This is a genomic window from Acinetobacter sp. RRD8 (assembly GCF_031844225.1).
In the GTDB taxonomy this organism is placed as follows: Bacteria; Pseudomonadota; Gammaproteobacteria; order Pseudomonadales; family Moraxellaceae; genus Acinetobacter.
This window is the reverse complement of record NZ_JAUZUU010000004.1, coordinates 196,891-219,597: the sequence shown is the minus strand read 5'-3', so window position 1 is coordinate 219,597 and position 22,707 is coordinate 196,891. Positions and strand designations below refer to the sequence as shown.

The window sequence follows — 22,707 nt, the reverse complement described above, 5'->3', positions numbered from 1 at the left end:
TGGCTTTTTATTTAAAAAACTTAAAACGTACAGATATAAAAAAACCTCTCATATAGAGAGGTTTTTTAATTTTCAAACTCGATTAACGATTGTTTTCATCGTCTGAAGAGTCTTCAAATTTAGTGTCGTTGTCAAAACCAGTGCCTTGACCACCAAAGCCAGCACCTTGACCACCGAAGCCACCTTGACCACCGAAGCCAGCACCTTGACCACCGAAGCCGGCACCTTGACCACCAAAGCCACCGCCTTGACCGCCGAAGCCACCTTGGCCACCGAAGCCGCCGCCTTGACCGCCAAAACCACCTTGACCACCGAAGCCGCCAGCACCTTGACCGCCACCAAAGCCACCTGCAGCACCTTGACCACCGAAGCCCGCACCTTGTGGACCAGCAGGCGCGCCAGCAGGACGTGGATTACGTGCAGGTACTACAGTTGAAATTGCATGCTTATAAACCATTTGGCTTACTGTATTTTTTAATAAAACCACGTATTGGTCAAAAGATTCGATATGACCTTGTAATTTAATACCGTTTACCAGGAAGATAGATACTGGGATACGTTCCTTACGGAGAGAATTCAAGAATGGATCTTGTAAAGTTTGACCTTTAGACATGTTATAACTCCAAAAAAATTAAAAATCAGCGCAAAAACTATCTCTATTTTTCAATTAAAAATTATAAAAAAGATAGTCCCTAAATTTTGCTTTATCCGTGACAGTTTCGCAAGTCTTCTTGAGCCTGCTGTAGCGTAAAATATGTTGTAAATTTATGCTTTTCTTGCAAAGACCTTAACCACGTATATTGACGTTTTGCAAGTTGTCGTGTCGCAAATAAAGCTTTATCCTCCATTTCCCGTTGCTTTTCCTTGGTTTTATCAGCATTTTTTAAGAATTCCATAGCCTGACGATAACCCACTGAACGCATGGAAGGTAAATTTTCATTAAAATCGTATTTTTCAATTAAATTCACAACTTCATTTAAAAAACCGCTTTTCCACATAATTTCCAGACGTTGTTCAATACGCCCATGCAATTCTAACCGATCTGGCATCAGTGCATAATTATGGAAACTGTAACGATATGGTAAGTTTTTAGGTTGTTCTGCCTGTAGTTTTGTAATCGGCTCACCAGTCAATTTAAAAACTTCCAAGGCTCGAATAATGCGCTGCTTGTCGCTAACCTTGAATTTTTCACCGGCAATCGGATCGACTGCACATAATTCTGCATAAACCGCTTCCCAGCCCTCCTGCTCACCCTTGGCTTCAATCTCTGCCCGGATAGCATAGTCTGCACTTGGTAGGTTATCTGACAAACCTTCAAGCAAGGCCTTAAAATACAGCATGGTTCCGCCAACCAGAATCGGGGTTTTACCACGCACATGAATATCATCAATCAGGCAGCAAGCATCTTCGACAAAGTTGGCTGCAGAATACACTTCAAGTGGACTAATAATATCAATCAGATGATGCGGATAGCGCGCCAGTTCCTCTTTGGAGGGCTTGGCTGTACCAATGTCCATTTCCCGATAAACCAGTGCAGAATCGACCGAAATCAGCTCAAATCCCCCTTGCTCATACAGTTCACATGCCAAAGCGGTTTTACCACTTGCAGTTGGCCCCATTAAATTGATGACCGGCAATTGATTGGACATGTAAAACTACTCTCCTCGAGCAAAAAGTTTATCTAGTTGAGCCAATGGAAAGGCGCGCCAGGTCGGACGACCATGATTACATTGACTGGCAAATTCGGTTTGTTCCATCTGCCGTAATAAAGCATTCATTTCAGACAAACTTAGGATACGATGCGCTCGCACTGCACCATGACAGGCCATTCCCGCCAAAATTTGGTCACGCTTCTGCAATAGGCTTTGTGCTTGATCCCCCGGATCTAAATCATTCAATAATTCAGGAATCAGGGCATCGAAATCGGCCTTGTGTAGAATAGCCGGTACACCACGTACGATAACTTGCTCATCACCATACTGATCGATTTCCAGCCCCAAACGTGCCAACTGCTCTTTCAGCTCTTCGACACGCATGGCCTGCATCCGGCTAATATTCACGACTTTTGGAATGAGCAATTGCTGTGATGTCCAGAATTCAGGTTTATCCCAAGCCGATTTCATTTGCTGCAAGACAATACGCTCATGCGCCGCATGCATATCCACAATAATCAGACCTTCGGTATTTTGCGCCAGAATATAAATGCCATGTAACTGGGCAATAGCAATGCCCAATGGATGCTCATCCACTTTAGTGTTTACATGTGTCTGAAAAGACTGCTCAGGGCTGAATATTTCGGTTTCCGAACTTTCTCTGAGCGGTGCTAAATAACTTTGCAAGGCATTATTCAGCTGCTGTGAACCAGAATAAGATTTACGGTAATCTTGGGAATAATGCACTGTTTGTGGACCTGAAGATGCAAAATCGGTCAGCACATCTGAAGTTTCATTTTCACTTAAGGCAGATGTCGTTCTCACCACCTGTGGCTGAGAATGCGCAGTCTGATGCAGGCTGAACTGTTCCTGATAACGCGGTTGCGGGGCCGTCAAGCCAGGCTGCTCATCCTGTTTCATTGCCTCGGCTAAATCTGCAGTTGCGGTCTGGAATTGTGCCAACGTTTCTTTGGCATAATGCCGTACGAACTCATGTACTTCTCGTTGATTCAGGAAGCGAATTTCATGCTTGGTCGGATGGACGTTTACATCCACATTTTCTGGATCAACTTCCAAAAACAGTAAATAAGCCGCATGCTGATGTCCATGCAAGATGCCGTCATAGGCCATCCGCAAGGCATGAGAAATGGTTTTGTCTTTGACAATCCGGCCATTCACATAGACATATTGCAGATCTGCCTGTGAACGCGCATCCGAAGGATGACCAAGCCAGCCAGACAAATGCATGTTGATACTGTCTGCATCCATCCAGTAGGCATTTTCAGTAAACTGGCGGCCAAGCAATTGCTGTACCCGCTGAAAACGCAAAGCGCCGCTATCCGCCACTGGTAAATTCAGTTTGATGCTTTCATTATGTTCTAGCACAAAACGGATATCAAAATGCGTCAGTGCCATACGGCGCACAATTTCTTCGATATGACCAAATTCAGTGCCCGGTTTTTTCAGGAATTTACGTCGTGCAGGCACATTAAAAAACAAATCCTGAACCCGAATATGCGTCCCTTTTGAAGCCGCGACCGCTTGAATTTCCTGATGATCAAAAGCCGTGCCATTGACTTCGACCTGATAACCGATGCCCTCGTCACTTTGACTGCTGATCATGGTCAGGCGTGAAACCGCTGCTATCGACGCCAGTGCTTCGCCACGAAAGCCCAGACTGCTAATCGCATACAGCTCATCAGCACTCTGGATTTTGCTGGTGGCATGACGCATCACGGCCAGCGGTAAATCCTCATGATGAATTCCGCGTCCATTGTCGATGATTTCAATTAAAGTACTGCCGCCCTGTTCGACCCGAATGATCAGCTCTGTCGCCCCCGCATCAATCGAGTTTTCCAGTAACTCCTTGACCACAGAAGCCGGACGTTCAATCACCTCACCTGCGGCAATCTGGTTGGCAAGTGCAGGATCAAGGGCACGAATACGGCGCAGACTTAAATCATTCGACATGTGAAAATTGACGCTCCAGAGCCTCTCGTAAAGCAAGATTCGATGAAATCAGGCTTGCAGTACGGGTAAGTTCATCTTCAGATTTTAAAATTTCAATAATCAGGTCAGCTTGCGGAATTTCATCACCACCTTTAGATGGCCATTCAAATAAAAATAGCGCACTCGGTGTTTCCAGGTAATCCCGGATGCCCATCAGTTCCAGTTCATACGGATCATTCAGACGATACAAGTCAAAATGAAAAATATCCTGACCATTAATTTGATAGGGTTCGACCAGTGTATAAGTTGGACTTTTCACTGAACCTTTATGACCCAACTGTTGCAAATAATAACGCGTTAAGGTCGTTTTTCCTGCCCCTAGGTCACCAATCAGATACACGACCCCCGCAGGGAAATTCTCCGCCAGAACCTTGGCCAGTTTTTGGGTATCGTCTTCATGATTTAAAGTGACATTAAATGAATAAGGCATATTACTCACGACATGATGCAAAAGAATAAATATGATAGCATCGCCACGCTTTAAAAGCCTATTCACCCGTGTGAGAAACTGTATTTTTTCACAGCATCTGCTCCTTAAGAGGTTAATCTGCCTGCCATGCAACCAACTGTTGAATTTAACCCGCCCATGCTGAATGGGGTCAGTGCCAGTAAAGTGTTTTTGCCAGCCAGTCCGGATGCACCCCTGACAGTTTTTGCTTATTTATGCACGCAATTTGCGCATATCGCAGCAGATGAATGGCAATCTCGTTTCGCCGAGGGTTTAGTCTATGATGCCCAAGGCAACAGATTAAGCACAGAAAGTCCATTTCAGGCCAATAGCCATTGTTTCTATTATCGCTTTTTGGCACATGAAGTGCATGTGCCTTTTCAACATCAGATTTTATTTGAAAATGAGTATTTCATGGTGGTCGATAAACCGCATTTTTTGACCATGAGCCCGACCGGACAATATGTGCAGGAAACGCTATTGGTTCGTCTTAAAAAGCAAACCGGCAATGAGCATTTAACGCCTATTCACCGGCTGGATCGTGAAACGGCAGGTGTGGTCCTGATTTCCAAATGTGTGGAATCACGTGGCCTGTATCAACAATTATTTGCTACACGGCAGGTGCAAAAAACCTATCATGCGATTGCGGCCTATCAACCTGATTTAAAATTTCCATTGATCACGCGATTAAGAATGGAAAAGGGACAGCCCTTTTATACCATGCACGTGCTAGACGGAACGCCGAATAGCGAGACGGCGATCGACCTGCTGGAACATAATACAGAATGGGCCAAATATGAGCTAAAACCACATACTGGCAAGCAGCATCAATTACGGGTGCACTTGAATCATCTGGGTATTCCGATTCAGCACGATCCCTTTTACCCCCAAGTAGTGCACAAGGCGGAAGATGATTTTTCTGCACCTTTAAGTTTATTGGCCAAACATATTCAATTTGTTGATCCGATCACGCAGAAAAGCATGAATTTCAGCTCGCAACTTGAATTGACACTGTAAATCACTTGTCATTACAGATTATTTTCTAAAATCGGTCGCTTTAAGATTGAATTTCAAACGTAATTGATTAGAATAAAGGCGAAAAGTTAAGTAATTTAAAGCTTTAAAAATATTATGAGAAAAACTGAAGTTTATCAAATTCGCTTGGACTCGCAAGAGAAGAAACAAGCCTTTGCGGTATTTAAGCAATTGGGGATTACGCCAGCTCAGGCCGTGCGTCTTTTTTTCAAGCAGGTGGTGATTACCAAATCGATCCCCTTCTCGATTGAAAACCAGAATATCAATCTGGAACAGCTGATCCGACTGCGCAAGCTGAAACAAAATGAAGCGAAAACCGAGCAAAATGCGCTTTCCAGTTCTGCCCTGAATCTACTCGATGATCAGGAGATCCAGCTGGATGATGATCATCTTGATTTATTTGAAGAACTGAATGCCATTTTGGGTGAAAGCGACAAAATTTAACATTGTTGCATTTCCGAACAATTTCTAAAGCCTGCCACTCATAAACTTCGCTATGCTTGATGCTGATAATCAATAAAAAATTAGCATGGAGTATGCAATGCTTGTACGACGCGCCCAGTCAGCAGACCTGAATCAGCTGGCGGTATTATTTGATGAATATCGACAGTTTTATGGTACGTCTTCCAATCCTGAACTCTCTTACCAATTTTTAAAACAGCGTTTTGAAGATGGGCAGACCGTCATTTTCATTAATACCAAAGATGATACTTTTACCGGCTTTATTATCCTGTATCTGGGTTTTTCCTCAGTGGCCTGCTCGACCTATTATATTCTGGATGATGTTTATATCACGCCGGTTTTTCGGCGTCAGGGCGCAGCCAAACAACTGATTGATACCGCGATTTTATTTGCCAAACATGAACAGGCCTTAAGAATCACCCTGGAAACCCAAAAAAACAATTATCAATCGCATAAATTGTACGAATCCATGGGATTTATCAAGGATGATGAATTTCAGACTTATCACTGTTTCCTGAAATAAGTCCTAATCTTTTCATCACATTTCAAGCGAATAAAAAATTTATTATTCCGAGCGGAATTTGGCCTGCGCCACCTGTTCAGCATTTAAATACAGCCATTCCCCTTCAACCAGTTCAGGCAAGGCCAAAGCACCAATCTGTGCACGGTGCAATTGTTCAACTTTATTGCCTACGGCAGCCAGCATGCGCTTCACCTGATGATAGACGCCCTGATGAATGGTCATTTGCAGACGATTTTCGGCCAATCGTGTCACTTCAGTAGCTGCAAAAATGCCTTTTTCATTTCTTAACTCGACCCCTTGCTCTAATTGCTGAATCTGTTCATCCGTGACTGGATCCGCAGTTTGCATCTGATAAACTTTGGCGACATGCTTTTTCGGATGGGTGAGCGCTTGCAGAAACTGTCCATCATCGGTCAGCAATAATAGTCCGGTGGTATCCTGATCCAGACGCCCCACACACTGAATCCCCCGATTCAGCAGAATGTCATCAAACAGGTCAAACACACTAAAATGATGCGTCGCCTGATGCGAACACTCATAACCTTGTGGCTTGTTTAAGGCGATATAGACTTTTTCCCGATAGCTATGACTTTTCCCATAAACCTCGAAATTTAAGTTATTCAAATCCAGTTTATGTTTGGGGTTGTCAATCACTTCATCTTGAATTGAAACAGCACCATTTTTAATCAGTTGCTGACAATGCTTGCGGGAGCCGAAACCTTGTGACTGCAACATTTTTTCCAATAGCATCTGTTTAACCTGTATCGAGTGAAGACCTGTGCATTCTATCCTGAAACAGTCATGAATTTGGTTTCTTCCGCTGTTTTCTAGGTATCATGCGTTGAAAAGCTCTACAATAGCTTTATTTTTCATTCTTTCTCTCCCGCTTATGTCGCAACTTGATCTGAATCTGATTGTTCTTTTGGTTTTACTGGCTTGCGGTATTTTCAGTCACAATAGCGCCGTCACCATTGCTGCAGCGGTATTAATCGTTTTAAAAATCACGCCTCTCAGCAGTTTATTACCCTATGTACAGGCACACGGTTTAAATATCGGCATTATTATTCTGACCATTGGTGTTCTGACACCGATTGCCAGTGGCAAAATTTCAGGAGAAAGTATTCTCAAGTCTTTCCTCAGCTGGAAGTCTTTGCTGGCAATCGCGATTGGGGTCTTTGTCGCTTGGCTGGGCGGACGTGGAGTGAAGCTGATGTCAAATCAGCCAGATGTGGTGGCCGGACTGTTATTAGGCACAGTGGCTGGTGTAGCAGTATTACGCGGTGTTCCAGTCGGCCCTTTAATTGCGGCTGGGATTTTATCCTTATTGATTAGTACACAATGAATGTTCAAATCATCAGTGCGTATTCCCAGTATGCAAAGATTTCTCAAGAAGAATCACATAACCGGAAATATGCAGATCGCCCGTTGATTATCTTGCGCTAAGCTCTAAAGCAGTACGTCAGGCTTGCTCACAAGATACTATCAGATCAACAGAATACCTTATTAATTCGATCTTTCAAGATTCAAGCAAAGAAAAGTGAATGATCTTTAAAAGCGGTGACCTGATAAAAATTTGAAATTCAATAAATGACACATACCAGTCTAATCTTTCAAAGCATAGACCAAATTTTTTATCATCTCACCATTTTCCAAATATACTTTAACCGGAATACGTTGATATTCATCACCTTCAAACGTATCCAGCTCATCCCAATATTTAGGGAGATTCTCGGATATGAATACATAACCCGTAACAGTCTCTCCCGAATCACTGAGCTGACTACCCGGACTGCCCAGCTCAGCACCCCAACCACGCTGCTGCAAATGCCCAAGAATATAACCGGCTTTCCAGCTTCCCCCAATCCGTTCCATCATATGGGCATTGGGTTGCTGCGGACGAAGCGTGCCGTATACGAATAAACTGTGCATCTTAAGAACTCTTAAACATCATTTTGATGATTATTCTACAAATAGTAGTGCTAGACGTACCTGGTCATAAGCCATTTTAGGCGTAGTCAATTCCACAATCGGACGCAGCTTAATAGAACCGTCATCATTAAAATGTTCCGGGTTTTGACGCTTGGTCAGGCGTTTATAAATCTTGCGAACCTGCTCCACCACTTCCTCACCCGGATGCGCAAGTGAGATATCCAGCCCCTGCTCTTTATGCAAACGCCCCAAATGATTGATGATGGTTGCCGGAGTCAAACCACGTTCAGTCGCGATATCGGCAATTTCATAACCTTCTTCAAACAGTTCACGCGTTTCGTCTAGCGTTGCCGTGGCATAGCTTTGTTTTCCAGCATTCTTGGAAATTTTCTTCTCATTGCGCTGGATTTCAACTTCATTCAAAGTCCCGCCACAATGTCGGATAAAGGCCTTGTGCTGTGCGGTCAAATCGACATTTTCAAAATTCGCTTCGGCTTCATCAGAAAGTTCCTGAAAACGGCGATCGGCTTTAATCGCCAGACTATCAAGTTCCAGAGCTTGCTCATTAAAACCTTTTAATCGCAAGCCATTTAAGCTTTTTAAACGGGACAAGGCGACATAGCCCTGTCCTTTTTCAAAGGTATGACTCAGATCAATTTCAGCAGCTTCCAGGGTCATGCCTTGGGATTTATGAATGGTAATCGCCCAAGCCAGACGCAATGGAATCTGCTGAAAACTGGCAATAGTTTTACCGGCCTCATTGTCTACCGACCAGGTTTCAGGCTCAACCACCAGTGTCGTGCCATCGGTCAGTTTGACTTTGGGCAGCACACCATATTCATCATCTTCTTCAAAACTGATGACTTCGCCCAGACTGCCATTGATATAACCCATATCAAAGTTGTTTTTTACAAACATGACTTTGGCATGTTTTTTCAGGGTTAAAGCTTCAGGCGCTCGCACTGACGATTTTAAGGTTTCGATCAGCTTTTCATTGCCATCGCATTGTGCATCAAACTGACGCGGATCATTGTCAATTTCATTTAGATGCTTAAAGTTAATACTGTCTACATCCATATTATGCGTATACAGGCGCGTATAGGTCTCGCCAATTTCTTGATGTCGCGTGGCCTGTAAAGCCGTGCGATGTTCATGATTAATTGCCTGCGCACGAATCGCGTTCAGGATGTCATTCAGATAATCATTGCCCTGACGATGCTGCTCGGTCAAATAACAGACACGAAACTTGGCTTCGACCCAAGCATCCGACATAAAGCAAAATTTGTCGCGGTTACGCTCATCATTTTTACCGACTGGCGGTAACTGGAAAAAGTCCCCTGCTACAATCACCTGAATACCACCGAAAGCTTCATCACTTTCCTTGAAATATTTCAGCACCTGATTGACCAGATTCAGCTGCTTGGCATGCAGCATTGAAATTTCGTCAATAATCAGGACTTGCGCATTTTCCAGATGTTCTTTTAAGTATTTGCGCTCTTTCATCCGCTTTAAGTCTTCTTCAGACAAAAAGTCTTTAATGCCAATGCCTGCCCAGGTATGAATAGTCATACCGTTCATGTGTGTGGCTGCAATACCGGTCGATGCGGTAATCGCGACGGCGACCTTACGTGCCTTTAAATAATTAATATATTGATTCAGCGTATAGGTTTTTCCTGCACCGGCAGAACCGGTTAAAAAGACATTTTCTCCTGCTTTGAGTAACTTAAGGGCAGTTTCCTGTTTCATAAGAGCAATACCGTAAAAGAACGGCTATAGCCTAACGATTTTTAGCGGAAAAGTTAAGCGTCATGGCGGAAAACAAGCTGTATTGAATTGTCAGGCCTGCAAGTTGAGCCAATTAATAAAATGCATGGCGATATTGCTGTATTCGGCTTCTGCTTTCTGGTTATTCGGATATTCCAGCTGATCAAAAATCACCTGTCCATTCACCAATTGACACCCCAAGATTAAGGGTAGGTGCACAGCGGGATGAGACATGCGAAAGGCCACATACTGCCTTTCCACAATTTGCTGAGCATAGCTTGCCGCCAGACAGTTCCTGAAAATTTTAGATTCCTCTAAAATCCGATCCAAAGTTTTAAGCTCTTCAAAACGCCAGTTGAAATACAGTAAAAATGAAACCTGAGTGATTGGCGTCCAGTTCACCAGTGCAAACTGTTTTTTCAGCTTGGCGATCATTTCCTGCTTTTGAATCTGATCATGCCAGACGACCGCCTGATTAAACAAACTGGTCCAGCTCAGATTTTTCGGTATTTCTGTATGGCTGGAAAAATACTCTACCAGATAGTCACGCACATAACTGTCAAATAGCGACTCACGTACATGCCCGCTTTGCAAATAAAACAGCTGCCTGAACTCAGTAAAAGGAATGCGATAGCGGTGCAGAACATTATAGAAATCACGATTCTGCTGGCTTTGAGGCTGAATATACACCAGAACCTCATCGGGTAAATGCGCCGTAATTTTATATAAATGCTGCATATACGCCTGCATCACCCGGCTCAAGTTCAGATAAACCTTTTTAGTCAGCTGATCATCCATTTTAACCACATTGCGCAGCAGCTCCATCCATTCGTCCAGATACAGAATTGAAGGGCTAATCGCAATCCGCTGATCCTCAATCGATTGGCGTGTGCCTTTTAATACCACCGCCTGATTATACTGATGCTGAAACCAGTCATGCTGGATGGCATATTCATGCATGCTATGAATAAACAATCGCGCCGAGACATATTGAAAATATTGCAAAGTCGCCAAAATAATCTGGGGATGAATATGATGGCTGTCTACAAAACTTAAGGCAGTTACTGCAACGCGTACACTGCTATGCTGGATATTATTACTGATCCAGTCCAGTACCTCGGCCGGTTGCTTGAAGATCCAGTTCACGGCACGATGACAATCAAATAGTGGCAATCGGGCTACTTTTTTCTGCCATAAATACGGATGATTTTCCAGGAAATTCCGTTTGGATAATAAATCATCCCGATGCCACACGTCCCGGTTCATCAATCGGACAAAACCGAGCAAATTACTTTGCTCCTCAGCATGCCGATATAGCAAACAGATATCATCAGTATGATCATTCAATTCATGCAGATTAAAGCGCTCTTCAAAAGACAGCGACATAATCCGGAACAGTGCCGGAGGCAAAAACTGTGCGGCGCTAAAACAGAACTCATCCAGACTGTCCATCAATGACTGGATCGACAGGAATTCATCCTGCTGTAGACACTCCAAAGAAAAAGCCTGTTGCAAGCTTTCAAGAGTCTGCTGTGGAATCTCTTGTTCATCCTGAATAAAGTTTTGCATGACAGGTGCTGTATACAACCCGGCCTTGATCAGCTGCTGGTCGATAATCTCAGCTTGAACAATCGACATTTGCTGCAAAAATTCGGACACCCGTTCCAGGCCATTAACCCACGCATAAACCTGAGCCAGGATAAGCTGACGTAACTGTTTGGCTTTGTCGCGTAAATACAGCGAATGCTGTGGTTTTAAATCGCCAGTCAGGAAATAGATATCCTGTAAAAAGAATTCCTCCAGGGCTTCTGCCTTACATTGCTGAAAATAAAAATGACTGTCAACCAAAGCAGGTGCAGCTCCAGAGTCTAGTGCATAGGGAGTATGAAACTGGATATAAAACAGACCATCCAGCAATTCAATCCGGCACTGATCCTGCTGAATTTTTATTAAATTTTGTGCATTCAGATGACCAATTATTGCCATCTGATCAAGATAAAGCTGGTTCAGCTCTGGAGAAATCCGTAAACATTGTTGTGCCAATAACCTTAAAGATGCTACCAAGCTTTCCTGTTCCATACGTACACCTCGGTCATCTTAGAATCATCTTATTTTTATATTGGATCATGCTGAGTCCTTGATCGCCAATCAGTGAACACTTAAAAATACATTATGGCATCACTTGCACTATAAAACCGTCCATGCATCCTCATTGCTAAAAATAGAACATTTCAATAGATCATAGCCTAGATTTTACAGGAAGAATTTTTCTTTTTTAGTCTTGCTGACGTAGCGCCTTAAGCTCGGCCAAGCCGGTATAAATATGTTGCTGCAAGCTGTATCGAAATGCAATTAGCTCTTCTTGAGTCTGGACCCGAGCAATCGATTGTCGTGGCATAAACTGAAAATAAAATGGCAGGCGTTTTGGGAATAATCGTTTAGGCAAAGATGGAATCACATCGCCCTGACGTAGTAATTTATTGAGTTGTGGTACTTTGAGAAGTTTTTGAAAATATTTATGCTGGATGATCTTATTGGCATCAAAGCCGATCTCATAGACTTCATCCCCACCGAGCGCGGCAAAAGGGACAATATCATAGTTGAATTCCTGAGCTAGCTTTAAAAATCCGTAACGTTGCTTCCAGATCAGTTGATACTGTTCACCCTGACGTTTAAGTACTTCGCGACCGCCTCCCGGAAACACCAGAATGGAGTAGCCCTGCTGCATCACAGCACGTACATAATGCTGGATGCCATCGACTGCCCCAAACTTTTTCACGGCTTCACGCCATAGCGGTACATAAAAATGGCTATGATCCGCAATACTGACCACAGCCACCTTATGTTCGTTATAGAGATAATCAATCAGCATCGGCGAATCAAAGATGCCGTACATGGAATGATTACCGACATACATTGCAGGCCGACTGGCATCAATATATTCAGCCCCTAAAAAGGTAGGGGTAAAATATAATTTGGATAAGGCACTTAAGCGTCTAATCCATTGCCCATCATGTTTGACCTGCAAGTTGTCTGCTCCCTATTGACTCCGGATTATGCCACGCGCTTTTGAACCAGAATCGAACCTACCGAATAACCCGCACCAAATGAACACAACACGCCGTATTCACCATCTTCAACTTCATGTGCAGTACGGTGCAAGGCAATGATCACCCCAGCAGAAGAAGTGTTGGCAAACTCATTCAGAATGATCGGTACCAAACCAGGTTTGGCATTTTCTTTACCAACGACCAGTTTCAGGATCAGTTCATTCATGCTGGCATTGGCCTGGTGTAACCAGAAGCGTTTAACACCTGTCGGCTCAATCTGATTCTTTTCCAGTTGCGCAGTAATCATTTTCGCAACCAGTGGACAGACTTCTTTAAATACCTTACGACCATCCTGACGGAAACGTTTGTCGTCAATGTCAGCATTTTCAGAGATATTCAAGAAACCAAAGTTATTGCGGATGTTATTCGAGAACTGGGTAAATAGCTCAGAATCAAGAATTTCAAAACCGGTTTTGCTGTCAGTATTTTCAATAATTGAAGCGGTTGCCACATCACCAAAAATAAAGTGACAGTCACGTGAACGGAAATCGGTATGTGCAGAGGTAATTTCCACATTCACCAATAACACACGGCGCGCGCCTGCTTTGATCGCATCATAAGCCTGTTTCAGACCAAATGTTGCTGCAGAACACGCCACGTTCATGTCATAGGCATAGCCTTTGATACCTAGAGCGGTTTGAATCTCGATGGCAACAGCAGGATAAGCACGTTGCAAATTCGAACATGACAAGATCACGATATCAATATCTTCGGCAGTCACACCAGCATTTTCCATCGCCTGCTTGGCTGCGATTACACCCCATTCTGCTTGCAATGAAATTTCATCATCTGCACGTTCACGTAAATTTGGACGTAAGCGTTTTGGATCAAGAATGCCTGATTTTTCTACGACATAACGGCGTTGTACGCCAGATGCTTTTTCAATAAAGTCTGCGCTAGAACCACGACGCGCTTCAACTTCGCCTGCAGCGATTTTGTCAGCATTTTCGTGATTAAACAGTTCCACATAAGCATTTAAACTTTCAACTAATTCTTCATTGGTGATGACATGTTCCGGATGGAATAAGCCCGTACCCGTAATGCGGATGCCCATGTAAAATTCCTTATCTGAATTACCTATATCTTAACTGATTCCAAGACGATCCCATACTTTTTGCAAGCGAGTTGGAGACACGGGTGCTTTTGTTTTCATCGGTTGTGAAAACAATGAGATTCTTAACTCCTCGACCATGAAATACAATTCTTTCAGGCGAGGGTCATCTTTAAACTTGAATAATTTTTCCATCCATTGATCAATTTGGTCAATGGCGGAATTGTCCCTTTGTAGATTATTGGGCAAGCGCTCTAAACGCAAGATCAAGGCTTTCAAATAACGTGGAAATTCAACCCAGACATCGGAAGGTTTACGATACACAAAGTCAGAAAGGCTCATTAAATCAAGTTGATCTTCAATATCATTGATATTTTTTTCAAACACAGAATGATCTAAAACCAATAATTTCCGGCGGATTTCATGCCACTGGATATAAATATCCGTGATCTCTTTCAGGGCAACTTGGCCATAAGTCAAGAAAGATTTTTTTACATCTTCAACCAGTTTTTGGAACTCTTGCGCATTGACAGGTAATTCATTAATAGACATGTGCAGTGTGGCATAAACTAACATTTGTTCCAGTTGTGCCTTATCACCGAGTGGTGAATAAGCCAGCGCCAGAGGTTTGGAAATCTGTCTTTTCAACTGGCGGGTCAAGTCTCCGAGTTGCATATGCACCAGTCGGATCACTCCTTCACGATGTTTTTTGATCGCTTCAGCCTGATCATTAAAAGTCTGAATCACCACACCCGATTCATCTTTCTGCTCCAGGGCAGAAAAAGCTTTAGTCGGAACCAGCGCCTGGTACTGCTTGACCACGACACCGGTGACTTTTTGTGAGGCTTCAAATACAAAGCTTTCCGGGAAGGTTTTAAATTCACCTTTAAGCTGTTTGACCGGACTATGCGTTTCAGTCCGACAGCGCGCTTTCAGCTCGGCAAGATCACGCCCCTGCTCAATGACACGACCTTTTTCATCAGTCACTTTAATAAAAGGCAACAGATATTGGTCTACCCGGTCAAAGCTGAAATCTTTCTCCGTGATTTGTTCGCCTCGCAGCTGGAATGCCAAGAAACTAAAAATATGTTTCTGTAAATCCTGCGCATCTACTTTTGCTATGAGTTTTTGTGCAGTATCCGGAATCGGCACCAGATTACGGCGCTTATCCTTCGGCAAAGCTTTTAGCAATGCTTCAATCAGATCCAGACGCCAACCCGGAATCCCCCATGACCAGATACCTTCATCGACCTGGGCCAAGGCTTGCAGGGGAATTTTAACTGTCGCGCCATCTTCATCATGACTCGGGTCAAAACGATAGGTTGCAGCCAGACGCAGGCTACCATTCTGCAAATAGTCTGGGAATTGCTGTGTCGTCGGACGGTCATTCAGCCACAGCACATCATCATCAACAAATAAATAACGCGGATTCTGAGGCTCTACTGTGGCACGCCAGTCTTCAAAACTACGCCGGCTAGCCACTTCAGGCGGCACTTTCGAGGCATAGAACTGGTAAATGGTTTCTTCATCAACCACCAGATCACGACGGCGTAATTTGTCTTCTACTCGCTCGACTTCTTCCAGTTTAAGCAAGTTATGCTTTAAAAATGGTGGAGTAATGCCTAAATGCCCAGTGGTTAAAGCATCCCGCAAGAAAATTTCATGTGCGGCCGCCTGATCTACTTTTTCATAATTGATTGGGCGTTTCGGCTCAATAATCAGACCAAATAATGAAATCTGATCATAGGCATTCACCACACCGGCTTTTTTCGACCAGTGCGGTTCAAAATAATGATGCTTGAGCAAGTCACGTGCGGCCAGCAGAATCCATTCCGGCTCAATCTTGGCTAGGGTGCGTAAATATACCTGAGAGGTTTCCACCATCTCAAAAGCCATCACCCATGGCGTATTGGTCTTGTGCAAGGTAGAAGCCGGGAAAATCCGTGCTTTTTGCTGACGCACCGCCATAAAAACATTACGCTCATCGGTCTTGTTGGCGATAAACGATAAGAGACCGGTCAACAAGGCACGGTGCAGATTTTCATAACTGGCTTTCTTTTCATTAAATGACAGTTTTAAACCCTTAGCCAACTCCACCAGCTGCTCATGAGTTTTCTTCCATTCACGCAGACGCAGCCAGCTCAGGAAGTGATTACGCGCAAAAGTACGGCGCTTATTTTCACTCATGCTTTCGCGGTTATTGTGCAGCGTCTCCCAGAGCTTGATATAGAACAGGAAATCAGAATCAGCTTCACGGAATAGTGCATGTTTCTGATCTGCCTGCATCTGCTTGTCCGCAGGGCGTTCACGCGGATCCTGAACTGCAAGCGCTGCCACAATGACCAGAACTTCGTTCAGCACGCCAAAATGTGCACCACCAAGAATCATGCGGGCCAGACGTGGATCAATCGGCATTTTCGCCATTTGCTGACCGATCTTGGTTAAGCCACGGCTTTGAAGTCTCCCTTTCTCGAAGGGTGAGACGTTATGCGACGCAAGAGAGGGATTTGCTTGATCATCTTCAGTTTTAGGAGAATTTTTCTCAGCCATTGCACCCAGTTCAATCAGGAGCTTACGTCCATCATTCACCAGACGGTGATCTGGTGGCTCAATGAAGTCGAAGTCTTCGAGTGAACCCAACCCCAGACTTTGCATTTGCAGAATTACCGATGCCAGGTTGGTTCGCTTGATTTCCGGTTCAGTAAACTCAGGACGGCTCAGGAAGTCTTCCTCAGAATACAAACGAATACAGACACCCGGTGCAATACGGCCACAGCGGCCTTTACGCTGATTAGCTGCTGCCTGAGAAACGGCTTCAATTGGTAAACGTTGCACCCGTGAACGATAGTTATAACGTGAAATACGGGCAAAACCGCTATCAATTACATAACGGATATTCGGAACGGTTAAAGCCGTTTCTGCCACGTTGGTGGCAATAATAATGCGTCGCCCACCACCAGAAGGATTAAAGATTTTCTGCTGTTCAGCCAGCGCCAGACGCGCATATAAAGTTAATACTTCCGTATGGCGTGGCCCATGTTTGATCAGGGTTTCCTGTAGCTCGCGAATTTCCTGTTCAGTACTGGCAAAAATAAGGATGTCGGCATGTTCAGGATGGCCTTTTTCCTGTGCATCCTGAAAGCATTCTTCGACTGCTTTGACCACAGCGCGAGGCAGATTTTCTTCAAAGTCATCAAACTCGTCATCATCACTACCGCCAATGCTCATTTCCGAGATCGGGCGATAACGTAGCTCGACTGGGAAACTGCGGCCTTCTACTTCAAAAATTGGTGCACCATTGAAGTAACTGCTAAAACGGTTTACATCCAGGGTTGCAGAAGTAATGATGACTTTCAGATCGGGACGACGCGGCAACAGTTGCTTCAGATAACCCATAATGAAGTCGATATTCAGTGAACGTTCATGCGCTTCATCAATAATAATCGTGTCATATTTGGTCAGGTAGCGGTCATGCGTCAGTTCGGCCAGTAAAATACCGTCAGTCATCAAACGCACAATTGAGTCTTGTGAACCCTGTTCCGTAAAACGTACTTTAAAGGAAATTGATTCACCGAGTTTTTCGCCAACTTCTTCGGCAATACGCTGTGATACGCTACGGGCTGCCAGTCGACGCGGCTGGGTATGTCCGATCATTCCGGTCAGGCCACATCCAGCCAGCATAGCAATTTGCGGTAACTGGGTGGTTTTACCAGAACCGGTTTCGCCAGCCACAATAATCACCTGATGCTTTTGAATCGCGGCAATCAGCTTATCAGTGTACTGAGTAACCGGTAGATCCTGATTCAGCTTGATGTTCGGAAGACGTTCAAGCCGTTGCCGTACTTTCAGATTGGATTTTTCAAATAATTCCTGATACTGCTTGGCATCTGCGTCTTTCCCCTTTTTCAGTCGATTTAAACGGTGACGGTCACGCGCCATTATCCATTGATCTACATTTAAATGACTCTGCACAGAGAAAACACCCACATCAAAAAACAGGAAAGGTTTATTTTACTTGGTTCATTAGATTTCAGATAGTCGTAGTTCTGTTAAGTGCCGGACAAATTGGCTTTGGCTGCCTGATTTCCCTCAATTCAGCGCCATAAACCTATCAAAATATCTATATGACACGCTTGAATTTTCCTGAGTAGATTTAATCATCAGTTTAATTTTGAAATTGATATTTAAATTATTTTGCGGAAAACATGCTTTTTTCCTGATTCACCCTTGAATTTTTTGGTTTCAACATCATGTTTGCTAGCACGAGGAAAAAGAGATAATTTTGTCATCAGGCCATCATCTTGATGCTGCTCAATGAACAAAGCGATTTTGCCGAAGTGGCGCGTTTTTACTTAATTCGGTTTTTCCGATGTTTGTAATGTAAAAATACCATTTTAGCATCAACCAAAATTTCGATACTCTTATTCAAAATCAAAGACTACCTCAATCATGGAGACAATGATGAGCTTAATTAATACTGAAGTTAAACCATTTAAAGCAACTGCATTCCAAAACGGCAAATTCATTGAAGTTACTGAAGCTGACCTGAAAGGCAAATGGTCTGTTGTATTCTTCTACCCAGCTGACTTCACTTTCGTTTGCCCGACTGAACTTGGTGACCTTGCTGACAACTACGCTGAATTCCAAAAACTAGGCGTTGAAATCTACTCAGTTTCTACTGACACGCATTTCACTCACAAAGCTTGGCACGATTCTTCAGAAGAAATTAAAAAAATCCAGTATGTAATGGTTGGTGATGCAAACTGGACTCTTGCTAAAAACTTTGACGTATTAATCGAAGCTGACGGCCTTGCTGATCGTGGTACTTTCGTAATCGATCCAGAAGGTAAAATCCAAATCGTTGAAATCAACGCTGGTGGTATCGGCCGTGATGCTCAAGAACTTCTTCGTAAAGTTAAAGCAGCTCAGTACGTACATGCTCACCCAGGCGAAGTTTGCCCAGCTAAATGGAAAGAAGGCGATGCAACTCTTGCTCCTTCAATCGACCTAGTTGGTAAAATCTAATTTTAAATTTTAATTAGATTGAACTGATTCAAAAAACCACGCTTTTTAGCGTGGTTTTTTATGGTTTAAACTTTTATCTCAGCGCAATACGGGAGTTTATTTTTTTAAATTATTTTATTAGGACTTTAAATATTGCAGTCCTATTTTTTTCTTGATCCATCATATAAAAATTCAGGCATATCTTTTGCTTCGCTTTCTCATAATCCTTACCCATTCTTACAATTGAGCTATACATCTGCAGAGCCATATGGCATAAGTTCAAATGATAAGATAAGAAATATTCAGTGGAGGAACGCATATGCAAAAACTGCTTACCGTGATTTCTTGGAAATACAATCCCTCAAGCCGCCACCTGAAAATTGTATACAGTAATGGTCATACCGAGCTGTATCATCCCGTACCTGAATTTATTTATGACAACTTACTAAGACGCCAAGACAAAGCCGCATTCGTGGAAAAGTATCTCGAATATAATTTACATTTTAATAAAATTTGCATGGATTGAAGTGAATCCATTTAACGAAATCCCACCATCAGCAAACCTGCGCCTATGGGTACAATACTCATGATAAAACGTGGGTCTTGCTGAATTAAGGCAATAAACTCTTCGACTTCTGCTGCATGTGAAATGACATTATCAACTACCAGTAACCCGCCCTTTGCTTTAAGTAATCGACTCAAATGTGGCCAGTAACTGACATAAGCATCTCGTTCAGCATCTAACAGGATAAAATCAAATATTTCCTTTTCTGCCTCCAGATAAACCTGAGCATCAATTACTTTAAAATTGATTAAATCTGCAAGATCTATTTCTGTCGCATATTGCTTTGCCTGAATAACCCGTTCTGCATCAACTTCAAGTGTTGTAATCATGGCTTGAGTCTGCCGAGCCGCTTCTGCCAGCCATAGAGTGGAATAACCAGTAGAAGTCCCAATTTCCAGAATACTTTTGGATTGTTGCGCACGAATCAGCATAGATAAAAATCGGCCTGATTCTGGTTCTATATTGCGATATCGGTGCAGGCGATCTGCCTGCTTAAGATCATGCCTATGAAATTTTTCATATAATTCTTGCATGAATCTTTCAAATTCATCTGAGTTTTGCATCACTCTTCCCTGAGTCTGTTTGGCTTAAAGTGCCTGAATCAATTTAAAGCGTTCTACTTCACGATCATCGCTGATGGTAATGGTTTCAGTGAACATCGTTAAAGGACGTACCCAAATTGAATAATCCCCATAGAGACATTGATAAACCACCAGCTTTTCTTCAGTTTCACTGTGCGTGGCGACATGAAACACCTGATAAAGCTGTCCCTTATAATGTTGATAAATACCGCGTTGTAATTCCATCATTCAAGTCTCAAATATCTTGTTTTAATCTTAGCTGAAAATCCTTATTCTTGCTCTAAACTACTTGAAAATTAATCTTTTGACCCCATATAGAACTTTGAAATTAATGATGAATTTTTCAATAAATCTGAAAATCCGATCAACAAAATAAAAACAAACTGTTTTACCTATTTACGCAATTCATTTAATATCCTGTTATCAAATAAACATTTACTCCTTTGGAGACGTTAGCAATGTTAGACCAAAATACTTCAGCTCAACTTAAAACCTTATTAGAACGCCTGGAAGGCCCGATTGAACTGGTCGCGACTTTAGATGGCTCTGACAAATCAGCCAAAATCCAGGAACTGGTTGCCGAAGTGGCTGCACTGTCTGACCTGGTCACTGCACGCTTTGACGGGACCAATGCACGTGCGCCAAGTTTCGGGATTGCCAAACAAGGTGAGGAACCGCGTGTGTTCTTTGCAGGCTTGCCAATGGGCCATGAGTTCACCTCACTGATCCTGGCATTGTTGCAAACCTCAGGTTATGCACCGAAAGTTTCAGATGAAGTTCTGGCGAATATCAAGAGTCTGGGGGTTCAATCTAACTTTGACGTGTTCGTATCGTTAAGCTGCCATAACTGTCCGGATGTGGTTCAGGCACTCAACCTGATCGCCATCTATAACCCGGGCACTACAGCGACCATGATTGATGGTGCTTTCTTCCAGGAAGAAGTGGAAGAACGCAAGATCATGGCGGTGCCGATGGTATTCCAGGACAACCAGCATATTGGTCAGGGTCGTATGACACTGGAAGAAATTATCGCCAAGCTGGATAGCAATGCCGCTGCCAAAGATGCTGAAAAGCTGAATGCCAAAGAAGCCTTTGATGTCCTGGTGATTGGTGGTGGACCTGCTGGGAATACCTCTGCAATCTATGCAGCACGTAAAGGCATTAAAACCGGGATCGTGGCTGAACGCATGGGCGGTCAGGTCATGGATACCATGGACATCGAAAACTTCACGTCTGTACAAAAAACTCAAGGTCCGAAGTTTGCAGCCGAGATGGAAGCCCACGTGCGTGAATATGGTGTCGACATCATGAGCCTGCAACGTGTGTCTGATATCAAAGGGGCAGACGAAACGGCCAATGGTCTGGTGGAAGTGACTTTAGAGAATGGTGCCAAACTGGAATCTAAAACCGTGATTCTGTCGACCGGCGCACGCTGGAGAGAGATGAATGTTCCAGGTGAGCAGGAATACAAAACCCGTGGTGTGGCATACTGCCCGCACTGTGATGGCCCACTGTTCAAAGGCAAGCGTGTAGCCGTGATTGGTGGCGGTAACTCGGGTGTTGAAGCTGCGATTGATCTGGCAGGGATTGTAGAGCATGTAACTTTGGTGGAATTTGATACCAAGCTGCGTGCGGATCAGGTGTTGCAAGATAAACTGAACAGCTTGCCGAATACCACCGTGATCAAAAATGCTTTATCTACGGAAGTGGTTGGTGATGGTTCACAAGTGACTGCACTGAAATACAAAGACCGTGCTACGGATGAAGAGCATGTGGTTGAGCTGGCGGGGATCTTCGTGCAGATCGGTTTGTTGCCAAATACGGACTTCCTGAAAGAAACCCAAGTTGAGCTGACCAACCGTGGTGAGATCGTGATTAACGATCGCAATGAAACCAATGTGAAAGGTGTATTTGCTGCAGGTGACTGTACCACAGTGCCATACAAGCAGATCATCATCGCGACCGGCGAAGGTGCCAAGGCATCACTGTCTGCTTTTGATTACATCATCCGTTCTGGGCAGTAAGTTTTAGACTAGCTCAAATAAAGCCCGCTTGATGCGGGCTTTATTATGTATATTTTCAAGAGAATTAACTCTTAATTCATTGATTATTATTTGATTAATGAAAATATTTCTTACATTTTAAGAAAATCCTACTGCTTGTGTAATGAATTTTTATACTCTATTGTCTCTATGTAATTATCAGCAATTGCTTATTGCAAGCTGATGCTGCTCTACCTATGATAAAAAACCAATTGAATCATCTTTCATGATCGAAGAATAAAAAGGATAACATCCTGGGAGAAGAACAATGCAGTATCAATATCATTGTGCCTGCTGTGAAAAAGTAGTCGACTCTACAGAAAAATCATGCTCAAGCTGCGGCTCACATCATATTCGCAGCCCTTTTGGTTTTTGGGTTTTGTGTCTAGTAGCCTGCCTCGTTACAGCAATTGTGTTTAAAGTGGTGCATTTGTATGTACAGTCACAACAAGAAATTCCAGTACAACACTCTCTACTTGACGTTTTAAAAGAAGAAGATAAAAGACTTCGCTAATTTCATTCATCTCACAA

21 protein-coding genes are annotated in these 22,707 nt (G+C 43.4%); 8 read left to right on the top strand and 13 right to left on the bottom strand.

Going from position 1 to position 22,707, the window contains the following annotated elements; genetic code table 11:
• Positions 1 to 82: 82 nt before the first annotated feature.
• From hfq to tsaE, 4 genes are all read right to left on the bottom strand, one after another.
• Positions 83 to 613: an RNA chaperone Hfq gene (gene hfq, locus Q9R24_RS06640; RefSeq protein WP_148334401.1), complete on the bottom strand. Its 531-nt coding sequence runs from the start codon at positions 611 to 613 to the stop codon at positions 83 to 85.
• Between the two features lie 91 nt (positions 614 to 704).
• Positions 705 to 1,649 (bottom strand): tRNA (adenosine(37)-N6)-dimethylallyltransferase MiaA, encoded by a 945-nt coding sequence (miaA, locus tag Q9R24_RS06635; protein WP_311203884.1) that lies wholly within the window; start codon positions 1,647 to 1,649, stop codon positions 705 to 707.
• Between the two features lie 6 nt (positions 1,650 to 1,655).
• Positions 1,656 to 3,623 carry a DNA mismatch repair endonuclease MutL gene (gene mutL / locus Q9R24_RS06630; protein WP_311203885.1) on the bottom strand — a complete coding sequence of 656 codons (1,968 nt, stop codon included), beginning with the start codon at positions 3,621 to 3,623 and terminating at the stop codon, positions 1,656 to 1,658.
• Complete coding sequence (gene tsaE / locus Q9R24_RS06625; protein WP_311203886.1) at positions 3,613 to 4,092, bottom strand: tRNA (adenosine(37)-N6)-threonylcarbamoyltransferase complex ATPase subunit type 1 TsaE; 480 nt, start codon at positions 4,090 to 4,092, stop codon at positions 3,613 to 3,615. The genes mutL and tsaE overlap by 11 nt, the downstream gene beginning before the upstream one ends.
• Positions 4,093 to 4,218: 126 nt before the next feature.
• Between tsaE and Q9R24_RS06620 the strand changes: the two genes are divergently transcribed.
• From Q9R24_RS06620 to Q9R24_RS06610, 3 genes are all read left to right on the top strand, one after another.
• Positions 4,219 to 5,127, top strand: a complete 909-nt coding sequence (locus Q9R24_RS06620) for a pseudouridine synthase (protein WP_311203887.1) — start codon at positions 4,219 to 4,221, stop codon at positions 5,125 to 5,127.
• 114 nt (positions 5,128 to 5,241) lie between these two features.
• Positions 5,242 to 5,589, top strand: coding sequence for a type II toxin-antitoxin system RelB/DinJ family antitoxin (locus tag Q9R24_RS06615; RefSeq protein WP_004645487.1), 348 nt, complete (start codon positions 5,242 to 5,244; stop codon positions 5,587 to 5,589).
• A gap of 97 nt (positions 5,590 to 5,686) precedes the next feature.
• Positions 5,687 to 6,130 (top strand): N-acetyltransferase, encoded by a 444-nt coding sequence (locus tag Q9R24_RS06610; RefSeq protein WP_004278907.1) that lies wholly within the window; start codon positions 5,687 to 5,689, stop codon positions 6,128 to 6,130.
• A gap of 42 nt (positions 6,131 to 6,172) precedes the next feature.
• On the opposite strand, the gene Q9R24_RS06605 is transcribed toward Q9R24_RS06610, so the two are convergent.
• Positions 6,173 to 6,880, bottom strand: coding sequence for a 16S rRNA pseudouridine(516) synthase (locus Q9R24_RS06605; protein WP_311203888.1), 708 nt, complete (start codon positions 6,878 to 6,880; stop codon positions 6,173 to 6,175).
• 139 nt (positions 6,881 to 7,019) lie between these two features.
• Between Q9R24_RS06605 and Q9R24_RS06600 the strand changes: the two genes are divergently transcribed.
• Positions 7,020 to 7,472, top strand: coding sequence for a DUF441 domain-containing protein (locus tag Q9R24_RS06600; RefSeq protein WP_004645490.1), 453 nt, complete (start codon positions 7,020 to 7,022; stop codon positions 7,470 to 7,472).
• Positions 7,473 to 7,732: 260 nt separating this feature from the next.
• Here the strand turns inward: Q9R24_RS06600 and Q9R24_RS06595 are convergent, their stop codons facing one another.
• The 6 genes from Q9R24_RS06595 to hrpA all read right to left on the bottom strand — a co-directional run bounded on the left by Q9R24_RS06595 (position 7,733) and on the right by hrpA (position 17,956).
• On the bottom strand, positions 7,733 to 8,059 hold the full coding sequence (locus Q9R24_RS06595) for a gamma-glutamylcyclotransferase family protein (RefSeq protein WP_311203889.1): 327 nt from the start codon (positions 8,057 to 8,059) through the stop codon (positions 7,733 to 7,735).
• Between the two features lie 30 nt (positions 8,060 to 8,089).
• Entirely contained in the window at positions 8,090 to 9,805 is a 1,716-nt protein-coding gene (locus tag Q9R24_RS06590; RefSeq protein WP_311203890.1) for an AAA family ATPase, read from the bottom strand.
• A 90-nt stretch (positions 9,806 to 9,895) separates the two neighbouring features.
• Positions 9,896 to 11,902, bottom strand: coding sequence for a hypothetical protein (locus Q9R24_RS06585; RefSeq protein ID WP_311203891.1), 2,007 nt, complete (start codon positions 11,900 to 11,902; stop codon positions 9,896 to 9,898).
• Between the two features lie 196 nt (positions 11,903 to 12,098).
• Positions 12,099 to 12,851 (bottom strand): 1-acyl-sn-glycerol-3-phosphate acyltransferase, encoded by a 753-nt coding sequence (locus Q9R24_RS06580; protein ID WP_311203892.1) that lies wholly within the window; start codon positions 12,849 to 12,851, stop codon positions 12,099 to 12,101.
• 26 nt (positions 12,852 to 12,877) lie between these two features.
• Complete coding sequence (locus tag Q9R24_RS06575; protein ID WP_311203893.1) at positions 12,878 to 13,987, bottom strand: beta-ketoacyl-ACP synthase III; 1,110 nt, start codon at positions 13,985 to 13,987, stop codon at positions 12,878 to 12,880.
• Between the two features lie 30 nt (positions 13,988 to 14,017).
• Positions 14,018 to 17,956 (bottom strand): ATP-dependent RNA helicase HrpA, encoded by a 3,939-nt coding sequence (gene hrpA, locus Q9R24_RS06570; protein ID WP_311203894.1) that lies wholly within the window; start codon positions 17,954 to 17,956, stop codon positions 14,018 to 14,020.
• 489 nt (positions 17,957 to 18,445) lie between these two features.
• Between hrpA and ahpC the strand changes: the two genes are divergently transcribed.
• Both ahpC and Q9R24_RS06560 read left to right on the top strand, forming a co-directional pair.
• A complete protein-coding gene (gene ahpC, locus Q9R24_RS06565; protein WP_004278916.1) occupies positions 18,446 to 19,009 on the top strand; it encodes an alkyl hydroperoxide reductase subunit C in 564 nt (187 codons plus the stop codon).
• Between the two features lie 298 nt (positions 19,010 to 19,307).
• Positions 19,308 to 19,514: a KTSC domain-containing protein gene (locus Q9R24_RS06560; RefSeq protein WP_004278917.1), complete on the top strand. Its 207-nt coding sequence runs from the start codon at positions 19,308 to 19,310 to the stop codon at positions 19,512 to 19,514.
• An 11-nt stretch (positions 19,515 to 19,525) separates the two neighbouring features.
• Here Q9R24_RS06560 and Q9R24_RS06555 read toward each other — a convergent pair whose 3' ends face one another.
• Positions 19,526 to 20,116 (bottom strand): O-methyltransferase, encoded by a 591-nt coding sequence (locus Q9R24_RS06555; protein WP_253100690.1) that lies wholly within the window; start codon positions 20,114 to 20,116, stop codon positions 19,526 to 19,528.
• Positions 20,117 to 20,140: 24 nt separating this feature from the next.
• The gene (locus tag Q9R24_RS06550; protein ID WP_311203981.1) at positions 20,141 to 20,359 is read right to left on the bottom strand and encodes a DUF1653 domain-containing protein; all 219 of its coding nucleotides are present in this window, start codon (positions 20,357 to 20,359) and stop codon (positions 20,141 to 20,143) included.
• A 233-nt stretch (positions 20,360 to 20,592) separates the two neighbouring features.
• Here Q9R24_RS06550 and ahpF point away from each other — a divergent pair, with 233 nt between their 5' ends.
• Together ahpF and Q9R24_RS06540 are read left to right on the top strand one after the other, a co-directional pair.
• Positions 20,593 to 22,158: an alkyl hydroperoxide reductase subunit F gene (gene ahpF, locus Q9R24_RS06545; RefSeq protein WP_311203895.1), complete on the top strand. Its 1,566-nt coding sequence runs from the start codon at positions 20,593 to 20,595 to the stop codon at positions 22,156 to 22,158.
• 286 nt (positions 22,159 to 22,444) lie between these two features.
• Positions 22,445 to 22,690: a hypothetical protein gene (locus Q9R24_RS06540; RefSeq protein ID WP_243474588.1), complete on the top strand. Its 246-nt coding sequence runs from the start codon at positions 22,445 to 22,447 to the stop codon at positions 22,688 to 22,690.
• The last annotated feature ends 17 nt before the right edge of the window (positions 22,691 to 22,707 follow it).

What these genes read in the sequence shown, in the direction of transcription:
- Q9R24_RS06550 (WP_311203981.1), bottom strand. Translation starts at nt 20,359, where the DNA reads ATGGAATTACAACGCGGTATTTATCAACATTATAAGGGACAGCTTTAT.
- Q9R24_RS06610 (WP_004278907.1), top strand. Translation starts at nt 5,687, where the DNA reads ATGCTTGTACGACGCGCCCAGTCAGCAGACCTGAATCAGCTGGCGGTA.
- Q9R24_RS06585 (WP_311203891.1), bottom strand. Translation starts at nt 11,902, where the DNA reads ATGGAACAGGAAAGCTTGGTAGCATCTTTAAGGTTATTGGCACAACAA.
- Q9R24_RS06600 (WP_004645490.1), top strand. Translation starts at nt 7,020, where the DNA reads ATGTCGCAACTTGATCTGAATCTGATTGTTCTTTTGGTTTTACTGGCT.
- Q9R24_RS06540 (WP_243474588.1), top strand. Translation starts at nt 22,445, where the DNA reads ATGCAGTATCAATATCATTGTGCCTGCTGTGAAAAAGTAGTCGACTCT.
- Q9R24_RS06575 (WP_311203893.1), bottom strand. Translation starts at nt 13,987, where the DNA reads ATGGGCATCCGCATTACGGGTACGGGCTTATTCCATCCGGAACATGTC.
- Q9R24_RS06620 (WP_311203887.1), top strand. Translation starts at nt 4,219, where the DNA reads ATGCAACCAACTGTTGAATTTAACCCGCCCATGCTGAATGGGGTCAGT.
- hfq (WP_148334401.1), bottom strand. Translation starts at nt 613, where the DNA reads ATGTCTAAAGGTCAAACTTTACAAGATCCATTCTTGAATTCTCTCCGT.
- Q9R24_RS06590 (WP_311203890.1), bottom strand. Translation starts at nt 9,805, where the DNA reads ATGAAACAGGAAACTGCCCTTAAGTTACTCAAAGCAGGAGAAAATGTC.
- tsaE (WP_311203886.1), bottom strand. Translation starts at nt 4,092, where the DNA reads ATGCCTTATTCATTTAATGTCACTTTAAATCATGAAGACGATACCCAA.
- miaA (WP_311203884.1), bottom strand. Translation starts at nt 1,649, where the DNA reads ATGTCCAATCAATTGCCGGTCATCAATTTAATGGGGCCAACTGCAAGT.
- Q9R24_RS06555 (WP_253100690.1), bottom strand. Translation starts at nt 20,116, where the DNA reads ATGCAAAACTCAGATGAATTTGAAAGATTCATGCAAGAATTATATGAA.
- Q9R24_RS06605 (WP_311203888.1), bottom strand. Translation starts at nt 6,880, where the DNA reads ATGCTATTGGAAAAAATGTTGCAGTCACAAGGTTTCGGCTCCCGCAAG.
- ahpF (WP_311203895.1), top strand. Translation starts at nt 20,593, where the DNA reads ATGTTAGACCAAAATACTTCAGCTCAACTTAAAACCTTATTAGAACGC.
- ahpC (WP_004278916.1), top strand. Translation starts at nt 18,446, where the DNA reads ATGAGCTTAATTAATACTGAAGTTAAACCATTTAAAGCAACTGCATTC.
- Q9R24_RS06560 (WP_004278917.1), top strand. Translation starts at nt 19,308, where the DNA reads ATGCAAAAACTGCTTACCGTGATTTCTTGGAAATACAATCCCTCAAGC.
- mutL (WP_311203885.1), bottom strand. Translation starts at nt 3,623, where the DNA reads ATGTCGAATGATTTAAGTCTGCGCCGTATTCGTGCCCTTGATCCTGCA.
- Q9R24_RS06595 (WP_311203889.1), bottom strand. Translation starts at nt 8,059, where the DNA reads ATGCACAGTTTATTCGTATACGGCACGCTTCGTCCGCAGCAACCCAAT.
- Q9R24_RS06615 (WP_004645487.1), top strand. Translation starts at nt 5,242, where the DNA reads ATGAGAAAAACTGAAGTTTATCAAATTCGCTTGGACTCGCAAGAGAAG.